This window comes from Nocardia sp. NPDC050412, from assembly GCF_044458825.1.
Lineage (GTDB): Bacteria > Actinomycetota > Actinomycetes > Mycobacteriales > Mycobacteriaceae > Nocardia.
In genome coordinates, this window is the sequence record NZ_JBITIJ010000007.1 from 61940 (window position 1) to 78329 (window position 16390).

Below are 16390 nucleotides of genomic sequence, written 5' to 3' on the forward strand. Positions count from 1 at the left end.
AGGTGGATCGGCGGCGGGAACAAGCGGCCATTGCGGTTACGATCGGGGTCTGACCATGCGATGCTTCTGAGCAAGCGCTGGGAGGGGAGCACTTTTTAGGGATTACAGGGTAGGTGAGCTCCTTCATGTTTCGGGTGGTTGCACAACGTCGGCATGAGGAAGCTGCGTTGTTTCGAGCGACCTGCGAGCAGTCGCAAGCGGTGAGCCAGTGACGCGCCAGGCTCGGGTGCGGCCGGCTCGGACACGGACACAGCGGACGCGCGTCATCACCCTGCCGCAGTTGATGGCGGCCGCCGTCGAGGCGAATCCCGGCGGCCTCGCCGTCGTATTCGCAGATGTCGATGCCACTTCCGGTGGGCTCAGCTATGCCGAGTTGGATGAGCGTTCGACCCGGCTGGCCCGGCTGCTCATCGATCGTGGTGTGGGGCCGGAGGATCTGGTCGCGGTGGCCGTTCCGCGATCGGTGGATTCGGTACTCGCGGTGTGGGCGGTGGCCAAGACCGGCGCCGGATTCGTGCCGGTAGACCCGCACTATCCGGCGGATCGGGTCGCGCACATGCTGACCGACTCGGCTGTGAGCTTCGGCCTGACCGTCGGCGCGGTTCGCCGCGGCCTGCCCGATTTCGCCGAATGGCTGGTCCTCGACGGCCCCATCACCGCGCAACTGCTGCAGCGGTATCCGGTGGACCGGGTGACCAATCAAGATCGGGTGCGACCACTGCACGGGGCACATCCGGCCTACGTCATCTATACCTCCGGCTCGACCGGCGTCCCCAAGGGCGTCGTGGTCACCCACCAGGGATTATCCGGCTTCTGCGATGAGCAGCGGACCCGATACCGGGTGACGAGTTCGGCCCGGACACTGCATTTCGCCTCCCCGTCCTTCGACGCGTCGGTGCTGGAACTGCTGCTGGCGTTGGGCGGCGCGGCCACCATGGTGGTCGTCTCGCCGACTGTCTACGGCGGCGCGGAACTGGCCGCGGTGCTGCGGCGCGAGCGGGTGACCCACGCCTTCGTGACGCCTGCGGCTCTGGCCTCGGTGGAGCCCGACGGACTCGACGAACTGCGGGTCGTGGTGACCGGTGGTGAGGCCTGTCCGCCGCAGTTGGTGCGGCGCTGGGTACTACCGATCGCGGGCGGGCTGCTGCGCGAATTCTTCGATGCCTACGGTCCCACCGAGGCCACCATCGCCACCAATATCACCGCGCCGATGGTGCCGTGGGAGCCGGTGACCCTCGGTCCGCCGATCCACGGCATCGCCGCCTATGTGCTCAATGATCGGCTGGTGCCGGTGCCGAACCGGGTGGTCGGCGAACTATATGTCGCCGGTGCGCAACTGGCGCGCGGTTACCTGGGCCAACAGGCGCTCACCGCGACCCGATTCGTGGCCAACCCGTTCGAACCGGGCACCCGCCTCTACCGCACCGGCGATCTGGTGCGCTGGACCGCGACCGGTGAACTGGAGTACCTCGGCCGCAACGACTCCCAGGTGAAGATCCGCGGCTTCCGCATCGAGCTCACCGAAATCGACGCGGTACTGGGTGCATACGATCGCGTGGATTTCGCGGTGACCGTCGGGCACGAACTCGATAGCGGTACCACCGTATTGGCCTCGTATGTGCACCCCGTCGACGGGCGGAACGTCGATATGGCGGAGCTGAAGGCCCTGGTAGAGCGAAAATTGCCCGCACATATGGTGCCCGCGTCCATCACGGTGCTCGACCAGGTGCCGCTGACGCCCATGGGCAAACTGGACCGCAGGGCGCTGCCCGCGCCGGTATTCGAGGCGAAGGTATTCCGCGCACCCACGACACCGGTCGAGGAGATCGTCGCGGGCACCTTCGGCGATGTGCTCGGTGTCGCGCGCGTCGGCCTGGACGACGACTTCTTCGAGCTCGGCGGCAATTCGCTGCTGGCCACCCAGGTCACCGCCCGACTGGATGCCGCGCTGGACACGCAGTTGGCGGTCCGCGATCTGTTCCATGCCTCGACGGTCGGCGCCTTCACCGCCGTCGTCGAGCGGACCGCCGGATCCGGCCGGAGTCGACCGCGGCTGGTCGCGGGGGAGCGGCCCGAGTTGATTCCGCTGTCGCTGGCGCAGCAGCGGTATTGGTTCCTCAACCAGTTCGATACCGAGACCTCGGCGGTGGACAATATTCCGCTCGCCGTGCGGCTCACCGGTGAGCTGGATGCGGCGGCGCTCGGGCTGGCCATCGGCGATGTGCTGTCCCGGCACGAAGTACTGCGGACCACCTATCCGAGCATCGGTGGGCGGCCGCATCAGGTGATCCATCCGGTGCCGGATACGCGGTTCGCCATGGTGCCGGTCGATGTGGCCGAGGACGAACTGGTGCGCCGGCTCATCGACTTCGCCGTGCTGACCTTCGATGTGACCGTCGAGGTTCCGATCGCGGTCGCACTGTTCCGCCTGGCGCCGCGCGAGCATGTGATCGCCTTGACCGTGCATCATGTCGCGGCCGACGGCGCATCGATGGGTCCGCTCGCCCGCGATCTGATGGTCGCCTATGCCGCGCGGATGCACGGGCAGGCGCCGCTGTGGCAGCCGCTGCCGGTGCAGTACGCCGACTACGCGCTGTGGGAGCGCGAGGCGCTAGGTGACGAGGACGATCCGCAATCGCCCGCCGCCCAGCAGATCGCCTACTGGCGGCGGACCTTGGCGCAGTTGCCGGACCAGTTGGAGCTGCCGACCGACCGCCCGCGCCCGCCGGCCCAGTCGTTCCAGGGCAGGTCGGTGCGGTTCGCGATCTCGGCGGACCGGCACGCGCGACTGCATGCGCTGGCGCGGGCCAACCACGCCTCGCTGTTCATGGTCGTGCATGCGGCGCTCGCGGTGCTGCTGGCACGACTGTCGGGCACCGACGACATCGCGGTCGGCACGCCAATCGCGGGTCGTGGTGAGCGCGAACTCGATGACCTGATCGGCATGTTCGTCAACACGCTGGTGTTCCGGACGCGGGTGCGTCCCGGTGATAGCTTCGCCGCTCTGCTCGCCGATGTGCGCGAGCGCGATCTCGAGGCCTTCGCCAATGCCGATGTGCCCTTCGAGCGAATCGTCGAGGCGCTGAATCCGGTTCGCTCGATCGCCCGCAATCCGCTGTTCCAGGTGGGTCTTTCCTTCCAGAACCTGGCCGAAACTACCCTGGAGCTGCCCGGACTTTCCGTCGCGCCGGTCGATTTCGATTTGCAGCTGGCCAAGACGGATCTGCACATCTCACTGGCCGACCGCTACACCGACGACGGCGCGCCCGCCGGGATGGTGGCCGACTTCGGTTATGCCAGCGACCTGTTCGACGAGACGACAGTGCGCGGCTTCGCCGACCGGTTCGTCCGGGTACTCGATGCCGTACTCGCCGATGTGTCGGTGCGGGTCGGCGAGATCGAACTGCTCGCCGGCGACGAGAGTGCGCGGATTCTCGCGAGTTGGAATGCCACCGCACACCCGATCGATACGACGGCGACCCTGGTGTCACTTCTGGATGCGACCGTGGCCGCCGACCCGGATGCGGTGGCGGTGGTATCCGATCAGCCGGGACGCAAGCTCAGCTACGGCGAACTCGATGCCCGGGTGAACCGGTTGGCGCGGTATCTGATCGAACGCGGCGTGCGCCCGGAGGACCGGGTGGCATTGGGCATCCGCCGTTGCGTCGATCTGATCGTCGCGATGTACGCCGTGGCGAAGTCCGGTGCGGCGTATGTGCCCATCGATCCGGATCAACCCGCCGAACGCATCGAGTACATCCTGCGGACCGCGGGACCGGTCTGCCTGTTGAGCTCCGTACACGACGGCTTCCATACCGATGTCGTCGATTCCGTCACGATCGATGAGCTCGACCTGTTGCACTACTCGGACGCGCCGCTCGCCGCGCATGAACGCCGCGGTGCGCTGCTGCCGAGCAATACCGCGTACGTGGTCTATACGTCGGGTTCGACCGGGCAGCCGAAGGGCGTGGCGGTGGCGCACGGCGCGATCGTCAACCAACTGCTCTGGGAGACAGCCGAATTCGGTCTCGGAGCCGACGAGGTGGTGCTGCTCAAGACGGTGGCCACCTTCGACCTTTCGGTCTGGGAGTTCTGGACGGCGGCGGTATGCGGTGGCACGGTGGTCATCGCCGCTCCGGATGGTCATCGGGATCCGGCCTATCTGAACGAATTGATGGCTCGCGAGTCGGTGACGACCCTGCATGTCGTGCCCTCGATGCTGGACGCGCTGTCGACGGGTCACCTGTCCCGATCACTGCGCCGGGTGCTGGCCATCGGTGAGACGCTACCGGCCGCCACCGCACAGCGATTCCGTCAGGACAATGGCGCGGACCTGTTCAACCTGTACGGCCCGACCGAGGCCGCGGTCTCCATCACCAACCATCGGGTGACCGACGCCGACACGGTTACCGTGCCGATCGGTAGGCCGCAGTGGAACAGCCATGTCTACGTGCTGGATTCGCGTCTGCGGCCGGTGCCGGTCGGCGTATCCGGCGAGTTGTATCTGGCCGGTGCCCAATTGGCGCGCGGCTACTTCGGACGGACCGATCTGACCGCGGAACGGTTCGTGGCCAACCCGTTCGAATCCGGTGCCCGGATGTACCGGACCGGCGACCTGGTGTCCTGGAATGAGCAGGGCGAACTGGAGTACCACGGCCGCACCGACTTCCAGGTGAAGATCCGCGGTTTCCGCATCGAACTCGGCGAGATCGAGAGCGCGCTGCTCGCCCGGCCCGAGATCGCGCAGGCCGCGGTGCTCGTCAAATCCGATGCACGGATCGGTGATTGGCTGGTGGCCTATGTCGTACCGGCCGACGAGGCGAGCTCGGTCGAGGCCGCCGAACTGAAGGCCGCGCTGGCCGCGGTGCTGCCGTCGTACATGATGCCCAATGCGTTCGTAACGCTGACGTCCTTGCCGCGCAATGCGAATGGCAAGCTGGATCGTGCCGCGCTGCCCGATCCGGAGTTCGAGACCCAAGTCTTCCGCGCCCCTGCCACCCCGGTCGAGGAGATCGTGGCCGGTGTCTACGGCGAGGTGCTCGGTGTCGAGCGTGTGGGGCGCGATGACGATTTCTTCGCCATGGGCGGCAATTCGCTGCTGGCCACGCAGGTGGCGGCCCGGGTGGGCGACGCGCTGGATACCAAGGTGCTGGTGCGCGCGATCTTCGAGACACCCATCGTGGCCGGACTCGCCGCCAAGGTCGAGACCCATGCCGGTTCCGGTCGGCGACAGCCGCTACTGGCCGGGCTGCGGCCGGAGCAGGTCCCGCTGTCGCTGGCGCAGTTGCGGATGTGGTTCATCAACCAGTTCGATACCGGCTCGGCGGCCTATCACATCCCGGTGGCGGTCCGGCTGTCCGGCGAACTCGATATCGCCGCACTGGGTTCGGCGGTCGAGGATATGGTTGCGCGGCACGAGGTGCTGCGCACCGTCTACCCGCTGACCGCGGATGGGCCGGTGCAAGAGGTGCTCGCACCCAACGAGGTGCCGATCGATCTGGTCCCTATTCCGATCGCGGAATCGGATGCGGTGCGGCAGGTGCAGGAGATCGTCGCGGCGGGCTTCGATGTCACGGTCGAGGTGCCCTTCCGCGCGACCCTGTTCCGGCTCGATACCGGTGATCACATCCTGGTATTCGTCGCCCATCACATCGGCGCCGACGGCTGGTCGATGTCGCCGCTGGTCCGCGATGTCATGCTGGCCTACTCCGCCCGCAGCGCGGGTGAACCTCCCTCATGGTCGCCGCTGCCGGTACAGTACGCGGATTTCAGTGTCTGGCAACGTATGGTGCTCGGCTCAGAGGATGATCCGGAGAGCTTGATCTCGGCACAGGCCCAATACTGGCGGACCGCACTGGCGGATCTGCCCGATGAACTGAATCTACCTGCGGATCGCCCGCGCCCGGCGCTGCGGACCTTCACCGGCGGGCGCCACGAATTCGAGATCGATCCGCTGGTGCACGCCGGTCTCGTGCGGTTGGCTCGCCGACACAACGCCACCATGTTCATGGTGGTGCACGCCGCGCTGTCGGTATTCCTGGCGCGCATGTCCGGCACCGACGATATCGCCATCGGCACCCCGGTGGCCGGTCGTGGCGCGGCCGAACTCGACGACATGATCGGCATGTTCGTCAATACGCTGGTGCTGCGACTGCGGGTGCCCGACGACCGCACCTTCGGTGACCTGCTCGCCAACGCCAAAGACGCTGACCTGCAAGCCTTTTCACATGCCGACCTGCCGTTCGAGCGATTGGTCGAACTGCTGACCCCGCCGCGTTCCACGGCTCGGCACCCGCTGTTCCAGGTGTCGATGTCGTATCTGAACCTGCCGACCAGCACCTTCGAATTGCCCGGATTGCGCGCGCAGACCTTCGATTTCGCCGTCGACACCGCGAAATTCGATCTCTCGCTGACCATGTGGGCACCCGGTACCGCCGCGGAAAGCCTGCGCGGTGAGTTCAACTTCGCGCGTGATCTGTTCGACGACAAGACGATCGAGATGTTCGCCGCCCGGTTCACCCGGCTGCTCACCGAGATCGTCGCACGCCCGGACGCCCCGATCGGTGACCTGCGGCTGCTCGGCGCGGCCGAAGAGCAGGCTCTGACACCGGTGCGGAGGGGTGAGCCGCCCGCCGTCCGGCTGCTGCCGGACCTATTGACCAGCGCGGTCAGCGTCGATCCCGAACATGTCGCGGTGCGCACGGCCGGTCGCTCGATCTCCTACCGCGAACTGGACGAATACTCCTCGCGACTGGCTCGGGTGCTGATCGATCGCGGTGTCGGCCCGGAATGCCTTGTCGCACTAGCCTTCCCGCGTTCGCTGGAGATGGTCGCGGCCTTCTGGGCGGTCGCCAAGGCCGGTGGCGCGCATGTGCCGATCGACCCGACGTATCCGACGGACCGGATCCGGCAAATGGTGACCGATTCCGGTGTCGTCCTCGGCATCACCACCTCCACCTACAGCGAGCGGCTGCCCGACGAGTCGACCGAAACCAGCTGGCTACAGCTCGACGATCCCGCGATCCACGCCGCCGTCGCCAGTAAGTCGCCAGCGCCGATCACCGATGCCGAGCGGCTGGCGACACTGCTGCCGCAGCATCCGGCGTACGTCATCTACACCTCCGGCTCGACGGGCACACCGAAGGGCGTCACCGTCACCCATGTCGGCGTCGGCGGCGCCGTCGAGAACGCCAGCGCCGTATTCCAGCTCGGCCCGCAGCATCGGTTCGCGCATCTGTGCTCGCCGAGCTTCGATCCGTCGATTCTGGAGTGGCTCTGCACCTTCCACAACGGCGCGACGCTGGTCATCGTGCCGTCCACCATCCTCGGCGGACCGGATCTGGCCGCGCTGCTGCGCACCGAGCGGGTCACGCACGCGATCTTCACTCCCGCTGTCCTCGGCACGGTCGATCCGGCCGGTCTGGACGAATTTCGATACCTGTGCTGCGGTGGCGATTCCACCTCGCCCGAGCTGGTCGCCAGATGGCAACCGGGACGGCACTTCATCAACGGCTACGGGCCGACCGAGGCGACGGTGGCCGCGTCGTGGAGCGAGATGATCGCCGGAGGGCGCATCACGATCGGCGGCCCGGTGCCGGGAACGCCGATGGTGGTGCTGGATTCGCGGCTGCGCCCGGTGCCGCCCGGTGCCGTCGGCGAGCTGTATCTCGGTGGCACCGCACTGGCACGCGGCTATCACGACCGTCCGACGCTGACCGCGGAACGCTTCGTCGCCGATCCGTGGGGTCCGCCCGGTGCGCGGATGTATCGCACCGGTGATCTGGTGCGCTGGGTCGGCGAACCGGGGGAGTGGGAGCTCGAATACATCGGTCGTACGGACTTCCAGCTCAAGATCCGCGGTATGCGCATCGAACTCGGTGAGATCGACGCGGTGCTCGGCGGCCACGACGATGTCGAATTCGCAGTCACGATCGGTCGGGAAACCCCAACGGGCGAGAAGATTCTCGTCGCCTATGTGCTTGCGGTAGCGGGGCGGACCATCGACACCGGTGCGCTCACCGAATACGCCGCGCGCAGCCTGCCTCGGCATATGGTGCCCTCGGCGGTGGTGGTACTCGATATGGTGCCGCTGACCCCGGTCGGCAAGCTCGATCGCGCCGCGCTGCCCGCACCCGAGCTCGCCCCGCGCCCCTACCGCGCGCCCTCGACCGCGCAGGAACAGGCCGTCGCCGACGTATACGCCGAGGTACTGGATCTCCGGAGATCGGGCATCGATCGGGTCGGCTCCGATGACGATTTCTTCGCACTCGGCGGCAGTTCGCTGGCCGCCATGCGCGCGGTGCACAGGCTGCGCGAGCTGACCGGTATCGCGGTCCAGGTGCAGTGGTTCTTCACCGATCCGACCGTCACCGCGCTCACCCAGCGCATCATGGCGGCCGATGACACCGAGGCCCACGAATACGGGTTGAACGCCGAGGCCGCACTCGATGTGCTGCTGCCGATCCGGTACGGCACCGGCGAAGCCCTGTTCTGTATCCATCCGATGGCCGGATTGTCCTGGTGCTACACCGGTCTCGCCCAGTATCTGCCCGCCGACCGCCCGATCTTCGGTGTGCAATCGCCCGCGCTGTCCGAATCCGACTTCCGGCCGGATTCGCTGGATGCGATGGCTCGGCGCTATGTCGAGGAGATCCGCGCGGTGCAGCCCGAGGGGCCGTATCGGCTGCTCGGCTGGTCGCTCGGTGGTGCGCTGGCCCATGCGGTCGCGGTTGAATTGCAGTCCGCGGGTGCCGAAGTCGCGCTACTCGCCATGCTGGACAGTCGCACCGGCGGCAATATCGCCGACTTCTGGGCGGAGCTGCGCTCGGCCTTCGCCGAACTCGGCATCGGCCCGGACATGCTGGGCGACAGCAATATCCGCAACCTCACCGAAGAGGCGCTCGCGGTGCTGTACGCCAACATCCCGCCGGAACTGGCGCTGCTGACCCCGGACCGACTGCGTCAGAGCTACCGCGGTGCGGTGCGCTCGGTAGAGCTCGGAATCAACCATCAGCACAAGGTTTTCCACGGCACGCTCGAGTTCTTCAGCGCCGCCGGCCACACCGCCGAATCCCGGGCCTGGCGGCCGTACGTCGACGGCACGATCAACGAGCATCCGGTCGAGGCGACCCACGAGCTGATGACGTCTCCGGCGGCCTTCGCCGAAATCGGACCGGTCCTGGCCGCCTTGCTCGCAGCGCCGGAGCCGGTCGAGGATGCCGCGGAGCCAACCGAAGCCGAGGCATTCGCGCCGGTCGAACCCGCCGCCGTACCGGAGGGATACGAGTACGCGGCACCGCTCGCCGATCCGGCCGCGTTCGACCACGACTACCCGACATCGGTCCTGGTCCCGATACCTATCGATGTCCCGGAACCGACGGAGGACACGGCCGCGCCCGATGAGCTGCCCCCGACGGTCGAGGCCCCGGCACTGGATCTCGACGACGACGAACCCGAGATTGCCGAGAAACCCGAGCGCGTCCCGTTCGCGGTCATCCACGACGACGACCCGATCGAATTCGCCGTCCCGCACCGCCCGGACGAACCCGACGACGCGCCCATCCCGCTATCGCTGACCCCGAATGCCGTGCGGCTGTTGGATATCGGCGTCGAACTGCGCGTCGTCACCCTCGAGATCCCGCCCAACTACTCACCGGAGGCGGTGCAATTCGCCGTCGATACGGTGCTCGAACAGCATCCGATGCTGTGGGTCCGCCTGCACCGCGACGGTGCGGGTACTGATCCGGTCTTCGAGATCCCGGCCGAGGCACAGCGGCTCGACGAGGCCTTCCTCGGCCTGGAGTACGGCATCGATCAGACCCCGCCGCCGGTCGACGATGTGGTGCGCGCGGTCGCCAGCGAACTCGATCCGGCACATGGCCGCAATATCCGCTTCGTACTGGTCGGCGGCCGCGAGGTGCCCACGAGCATGGTCATCGTCGCCAATGGCCTCGTCGTGGACGACACCTCCTGGCGCACCATCATCGACAAGCTGTCACTGGCCTGGTCGCGCGGCAGACACCGCACGCCCGCCGTTCCCGAGTCCGGACTATCCGACTTGCTGAGAGTCCTGTCCGAGGGTGCGAGCGGCCCGGCGGCAATCGAGGAAATGGCGTGGTGGCACCACACCCTGAGCGTGGTTCCCGCCGCCAAGGCAGGTGCCACGAACAAGAACCTGCGCTCGCGGCGCCGGGTCTCGCTGACGATCACCACCGAGGGCACCGCCGCCGTCGTCGCCGCGGCCGCCGCACACGGTGTCAGCGTCGACGAAGTCCTGCTCACCGCCCTCGCGCTCGCCCAGATCACCTCCGCGGGCGAAACCGTCACCGAAGCCATCGGCCCGGTGGTCCGGCTGCACGCCGATAGCCGGGCGATGGCCGAGACCGATACCCTCGTCGGCGCCTTCACCACCGATTACCCGCTCCCGCTGCAGTTGGCGGGGGTGAACATCCAGGAGGCGTTGGTCGGTGGTCACGCGGCGGGTGTCGCGATCGAGCAGGTCAAACGGCTCACCGGTGCCGTGCCGTCCTATGGCGTCGGGTACGGCCTGCTGCGTTATCTCAATCCGGATACCGCCGCCGCCCTGAGCGCACTCCCCACCGGCCGGTGCGGATTGCGTTATCGAGATCTGCGCCCGGCGCGCGTGCACACCGACGCACCGGCCGGGGATCTGCTGCTCGATATCACCGCTGACGCCACCGCCGAGGGCCTGCTCGTTCGCTTCGACTACGCGGCCGAGGTATTCGGCGGTGACGAGGTCAAGACCTTCGCCGAACATTGGATCCGAGCCCTCGGCGGGCTGGCCGAATACGGTCAGCGATATCCGGGGCGACCATAATCACATTCCGGCCGTTCAGGCATGATGGAGCAACATTGCGGTAACGATGTCCACTATCGTCACGACTAAATAGGCCGTATGGTCGGCCGCGGTGCATGCCCGCGGCAAGGGGAAGCCCTACCGTAATCACAATACGAAGTGAAGGTGTGAAATTGATGCGTAGTCTGATCCGGCGTCGCGGCACACGTGCGGCGGCGGTGATCGCGGCAACCGCGGTATTCGCGGGGGTCATGTCCGGCTTCGGCGCATCTACCGCGACGGCTGATCCGATCATGGATTCCAAGACGCTGCTGGCGAACCCGGTCGCGCCGGACGGCTCGAAGATCACCAAGGCGGAGTACAAGGGCGACCGCAGCATCCGCCTGTATGTCTACTCCGCCGCCATGGACCGGACCTTCCCGGTCGACGTGCAGCGCCCCGCCGACGCCTCGGCGCCGCGCCCGGTGCTCTACCTGCTCAACGGTGCCGGCGGCGGTGAGGACAGCGCGTCCTGGGTGGCCAAGACCGATGCGCTGAAGTTCCTCGGCGACAAGAACGTCAATGTGGTGCAGCCCATCGGCGGCAAGTGGAGCTACTACACCGACTGGATCAAGGACGATCCGGTTCTCGGCCGCAACAAGTGGAAGACCTTCTTCACCGAGGAGCTGCCGCCGCTGATCGACGGCGCGCTCGGTACCAACGGCACCAACGCGATCGCGGGGCTGTCCACCTCGGGCACCACCGTGCTCGCGCTGCCGATCGCCAAGCCGGGCCTCTACAAGGCCGCCGCGGCCTACAGCGGCTGCGCCCAGACCAGTGATCCGGTCGGCTCGGAGTTCGTCAGGCTGACCGTCGAGACCTGGGGCGGCGGCAATGTCGAGAACATGTGGGGCCCGATCGGTGGGCCGGAGTGGACGGCGAACGATCCCTACGTGAACGCCGAGGGTCTGCGCGGCACCGACCTCTACATCTCGACCGGCAACGGTCTGCCCGGCCCGTACGACACCCTGGACGGTCAGTACGCACTGCCCGGCTCGGGCGGTCTGGCCAACCAGATCCTGATCGGCGGTGTCATCGAGGCGGGCACCAACTACTGCACCAACAACATGAAGGCCAAGCTGGATTCGCTGGGCATCCCCGCCACCTTCAACTTCCGTCCCAATGGCACCCACTCCTGGGGCTACTGGAATGACGAGTTGCACGCCTCCTGGCCCACCCTCGCCAAGGGCCTCGGTCTCTGAGTCGATCCCCGCGCTTCCCAACCGACCGCCCCGATTGTGACCTTGTACACAACCGGGGCGGTCTGTTTTATATAGATAGTGCTAAACAAAAAGTTCGGGAACCCGTAAAATTCTGTTCTATGAGTACAACCCTGGTCGAGTCGGCGCGGAACGTGACGACCCGGGCGAGATCCGTCACCGTCTTGCTCGGTCCAGCCTTCGTAGCGGCCATCGCCTATGTCGATCCCGGCAATGTGGCGTCGAATATCAGCGCGGGCGCTCAGTTCGGCTACCTACTCGTGTGGGTCATCGTGATGGCCAATGTGATGGCTGGACTGGTGCAGTTCCTATCGGCGAAGCTGGGGTTGGTCACCGGGATGTCGCTACCGGAGGCGGTGCGGTACAAGTCGAGTCGTCCGGTACGCCTTGCCTATTGGGTGCAGGCCGAGACCGTAGCGGTGGCCACCGACCTGGCCGAGGTGGTCGGCGGCGCGATCGCGCTGAAGCTACTGTTCGATCTGCCGCTGCTGCTCGGCGGACTGATCACCGGTGTGGTTTCGATGGCACTGCTGCTGGTGCAGAACCAGCGCGGGCAGAAGCCGTTCGAGCGGGTCATCACCGGTCTGCTCGCCGTCATCGCCATCGGCTTCCTGGCCAGCGTTGTGATTTCGCCGCCGTCGGTCTCCGGCACCGTCGGTGGTCTGCTGCCGCGGTTCCAGGGCGCGGAAAGTGTGCTGCTCGCGGCGGCCATGATCGGCGCGACCGTCATGCCGCACGCGGTGTACCTGCACTCCGGATTGGCCCGTGATCGGCACGGTCAGCCCGAAGTGGGTCCGCTGCGGGCACGGCTGCTGCGGGTCACCAGATACGACGTCGGACTGGCCATGGTGCTCGCGGGCACGGTCAATATGGCCATGCTGCTGATGGCCGCGAATACCCTGCGCGGCCGCGAGAATGTCGACACCCTCGAGGGTGCGCACGCCGCTGTCGGCGATGCGCTCGGTCCCGTCGCCGCGCTACTGCTCGCGATCGGCCTGCTGGCCTCCGGGCTGGCATCGACGTCGGTCGGCGCATATGCCGGGGCAATGATCATGGAAGGCCTGCTGAACCGTAAGATTCCGCTCTTGGTTCGGCGGCTGGTCACCCTGATCCCGGCCATCCTGATCCTGGCGATCGGCATCGATCCCACTCGCGCACTGATCATTTCGCAGGTAGTGCTGTCCTTCGGCATCCCCTTCGCCCTGATCCCCCTGGTCCGCTTCACCAGCGACCGCATCCTGATGGGCGCCGACGTCAACCATCGCGTAACCACCGGCCTGGCCTGGCTCGTCGCCATCATCATCAGCCTGCTGAACGTGGCCCTTATCTACCTGACCGTCACGGGCAACTAGGCGAACAGCGTGCGCTGGGCATAGCCCGTATCGAAATACTCACGGGCTTCGGCGATCTTGCCGTCCTCGACCCGGAAGACGATCGCCACATTATTGGCATACGGTTCGCCCGCCTTGGTGGTCGCGCGGGTGGTCCATTCGGCGACCGCCTGCGCACCGTCGGCCAGCACGGTCCGCACCTCCTGTCCGATCGGCTGCGACACGTCCATCCGCTCGATCATCTGCGCGACGAATTGCCCGAAGATCTCCTCGGGGCCGGTCCAGGTGCGCGCGGTCGGCAGCTCGCCGAACAGGGTCCAGGTCGAATCCGGGGTGAAGAACCCGGCGGCGCGTGCGGCGTCACCGGATCCGAGTGCCTCGATATAGGCCAGGATGGTGGCGCGGGTCTGCTCGGTGGTCGACATGATCGCTCCTTCAGGCGATGGTGAGGATCGCGTTGCCGCGGATCCGGCGGTTGTTCAGATCGGTGAGCACGCTCGCCGTTTCGGCCCAGTCGGCGACCCTACCGAGTTCCGGATGCAGGCGACCGGTAGCCGTCAGGTCGACCAGCACGCGCAGATCCTCGGCATCGGTGGTGTCGGCGACCCAGTGCGGAAAATGCCGCAGCGTGAACGGTGTGACCGCAAGGTATTCGAAGAAGCTGAGCCGGATCGGTTGCAGGCTGGCCTGACCGAACCACAGCACGGTACCGCCGGGTGCGATCCGGGCGAGCGCGGCGGCGAAGACATCGCCGCCGACCGATTCGAAGATGACATCGAAGCGACCGTCGGCGTCCGCGACATCATGGACGACGGCCGCGCCGAGTTCGGCCAGCCGGGCGCCGCGTTCGGGCGATGCTGCCACCGCCGTCACCGAAATGCCTGCGGCCGTTGCCAATTCCACCAGGTAATGACCGACGCCGCCGGATGCGCCGGTGATCAGCGCCTGCTTGCCCGCCGGGGCCTCGACGTGCCGAAGCAGACGCAATGCGGTCAAACCCGCGAGCGGCAAGGCGGCCGCACTGGTGGCGGCAAGGGTGTCGGGCAGTTCGGCCAGTGCGGAGGTCGGGACGGCTACCCGCTCGGCCCACCCGCCGCCCTCGGCATGGCCGACCACCCTGGTTCCGACGGCGGGCCCCGATCCGTCGGCGGCGGCCGCGACGACCCGGCCGACAACGTCCTGTCCCATGACGGTGCCCGGTACGGTCGGCGTGCCGTAGGCACCGGTCATGGCGAGAATCTCGCCGCGGTTCACCGAGAACGCCTCGACCCGGATGACCGCCGCATCGGGGGCGGCCGTGGGTTCGGTGACCTCGACGAACCGCACCAAGGTCGGATCACCGGTTGCTGCAAGGGCCTTCATCTGACTTCCTCCTGGTCATTGCTACGAAAACGACACTAAGAGGGCTGGTTTCCAGATGAAAGAAGGCAGTAATTAGTGGTATAGGTACCTGGTGGATACCAACGATCTCATGGCATACGACATCTTCAACCTGAACTGTCCGTCCCGCGCGGTGTTCGATCGGCTCGGTGAACGCTGGACCGGGCTCGTGCTGCTGGCCCTGAAGCCGGGAACGCTGCGCTTCTCGCAGCTGCGTAGGCAGGTGCAGGGCATTACGCAGAAGATGCTCACCCAGACGTTGCGCGGTCTGGAACGCGACGGCATGGTGTCGCGCACGGTGTATCCGACCGTGCCGGTCACCGTCGAATACACGCTGACACCGCTCGGCCATAGCTTGAGTGCCGCCGTCGATGTGCTGCGGGCCTGGGCCATCGAGCACATCGACGAAATCGACGCGGCCAGAGCCGAATACGAGCAGGCGGGCTGATCACACCCAGTTTTCGATCCAGTACTTCCAGATCACCGGAGCATATGCGGCCAGGGGCGGCACCTTGATGTCGGTGCCCGCCAGTGCGGCGGTGGCGTTGCGGCAGTCGAACCAGCAGCTGAATTCGCTGTGCTCCAACACATCCTGGGGGACGCCGACGCGGGGTAGTAGCCAGCTCGTGCCGGGAACGCGCAGCATCATCTCCAGGGTGCGCTTGGGCATCACCTCCACCAGATGCGGCGCACCGGCCTCGTCGGCGAACAGATTCAGCGCCTCGGCCGCGCTCTGTCGGCGCGGATCGGCCAGGTGGTAGGTGGTGTGGTTCGAGTCGGGCTGGTGTGCGATGTGGGCCAGTGCGCGAGCCACGAAATCGACCGGGACCATATTGGTTTCACCCAGCTTCGGCACCAGCACCGGCAGGATCCTCGGCAGCTGCGCGGCCATCCGCAGCAGCCGGAAGAAGTAGTAGGGCCCTTCGATTCGATCGATCTCACCGGTGCGCGAATGTCCGATCACGATCGAGGGCCGATAGATCCGCCAGCCCAACCCGGATTCGCGCACGATCTTCTCGGCTTCGAATTTCGCCCGCTGCATGGGCGAACTCAGCACCTGACCCTCGTCGAACATATCCTCGGTGAACAGGCCGTCGAACCCGCCCGCCACATCCACCGTCGAGACATGGTGCAGCAGAGTGGCTTTCAACTCTTGCACGACATCGACGACATGTCTGGTGCCGTCGCCGCGTTCGGCGAGGTCATAGCTCGACGCCAGATGGAAGACATGCTCGATCGAGCCCCGATGCTCGGCGATCCAGGCCGGATCGATGCCGAGCCTGGGCGCTCCCATATCCCCGTGTACCGCCCGCACCCGCTCCCCGCCCATCCATTCCCGAGCACAGCAGGTATACCGGTCCGCCGAATCATCCCCCGGCCGGACCAGCACATGAATATCCCGCTCCCGTTTCAGCAGCTCGGGAATAAGAAATCGACCGATGAACCCAGTTGCTCCGGTAACCAGGTAAGCCATAGCCGATCAACATAGTCGCTCGTGCGGGCACGCTTGTGTCCGGGATCACGCTCCGCCCTCGGGACGGTCGCCGCACCTGTGGTCGGCGCGGCCCCCGCGCATCACTCGCTAGGCAGCGGTAAGCCGTGGG

The 16390-nt window shown here is 66.6% G+C and carries 7 protein-coding genes; 4 read left to right on the top strand and 3 right to left on the bottom strand.

Annotated features, from left to right (window positions below; translation table 11 throughout):
* Window positions 1–208: 208 nt before the first annotated feature.
* From ACIBI6_RS20555 to ACIBI6_RS20565, 3 genes are all read left to right on the top strand, one after another.
* Window positions 209–10837: an amino acid adenylation domain-containing protein gene (locus ACIBI6_RS20555; RefSeq protein ID WP_396957387.1), complete on the top strand. Its 10629-nt coding sequence runs from the start codon at window positions 209–211 to the stop codon at window positions 10835–10837.
* Between the two features lie 230 nt (window positions 10838–11067).
* The gene (locus ACIBI6_RS20560; protein ID WP_364355624.1) at window positions 11068–12057 is read left to right on the top strand and encodes an alpha/beta hydrolase family protein; all 990 of its coding nucleotides are present in this window, start codon (window positions 11068–11070) and stop codon (window positions 12055–12057) included.
* A gap of 119 nt (window positions 12058–12176) precedes the next feature.
* A complete protein-coding gene (locus ACIBI6_RS20565) occupies window positions 12177–13427 on the top strand; it encodes an Nramp family divalent metal transporter (RefSeq protein WP_364355603.1) in 1251 nt (416 codons plus the stop codon).
* On the opposite strand, the gene ACIBI6_RS20570 is transcribed toward ACIBI6_RS20565, so the two are convergent.
* On the bottom strand, window positions 13424–13831 hold the full coding sequence (locus tag ACIBI6_RS20570; protein WP_364355600.1) for a nuclear transport factor 2 family protein: 408 nt from the start codon (window positions 13829–13831) through the stop codon (window positions 13424–13426). The genes ACIBI6_RS20565 and ACIBI6_RS20570 overlap by 4 nt on opposite strands.
* A gap of 10 nt (window positions 13832–13841) precedes the next feature.
* Window positions 13842–14768 carry a zinc-binding dehydrogenase gene (locus ACIBI6_RS20575; protein ID WP_364355597.1) on the bottom strand — a complete coding sequence of 309 codons (927 nt, stop codon included), beginning with the start codon at window positions 14766–14768 and terminating at the stop codon, window positions 13842–13844.
* A gap of 91 nt (window positions 14769–14859) precedes the next feature.
* On the opposite strand from ACIBI6_RS20575, the gene ACIBI6_RS20580 reads away from it, so the two are divergent.
* On the top strand, window positions 14860–15234 hold the full coding sequence (locus ACIBI6_RS20580; RefSeq protein ID WP_364355594.1) for a helix-turn-helix domain-containing protein: 375 nt from the start codon (window positions 14860–14862) through the stop codon (window positions 15232–15234).
* On the opposite strand, the gene ACIBI6_RS20585 is transcribed toward ACIBI6_RS20580, so the two are convergent.
* Window positions 15235–16260, bottom strand: coding sequence for an SDR family oxidoreductase (locus ACIBI6_RS20585; RefSeq protein ID WP_396957388.1), 1026 nt, complete (start codon window positions 16258–16260; stop codon window positions 15235–15237).
* Window positions 16261–16390 lie beyond the last annotated feature (130 nt).

Coding starts and splice junctions, on each gene's coding strand:
- ACIBI6_RS20575 (WP_364355597.1), bottom strand. CDS start 14,768: ATGAAGGCCCTTGCAGCAACCGGTGATCCGACCTTGGTGCGGTTCGTC.
- ACIBI6_RS20560 (WP_364355624.1), top strand. CDS start 11,068: ATGTCCGGCTTCGGCGCATCTACCGCGACGGCTGATCCGATCATGGAT.
- ACIBI6_RS20585 (WP_396957388.1), bottom strand. CDS start 16,260: ATGGCTTACCTGGTTACCGGAGCAACTGGGTTCATCGGTCGATTTCTT.
- ACIBI6_RS20570 (WP_364355600.1), bottom strand. CDS start 13,831: ATGTCGACCACCGAGCAGACCCGCGCCACCATCCTGGCCTATATCGAG.
- ACIBI6_RS20565 (WP_364355603.1), top strand. CDS start 12,177: ATGAGTACAACCCTGGTCGAGTCGGCGCGGAACGTGACGACCCGGGCG.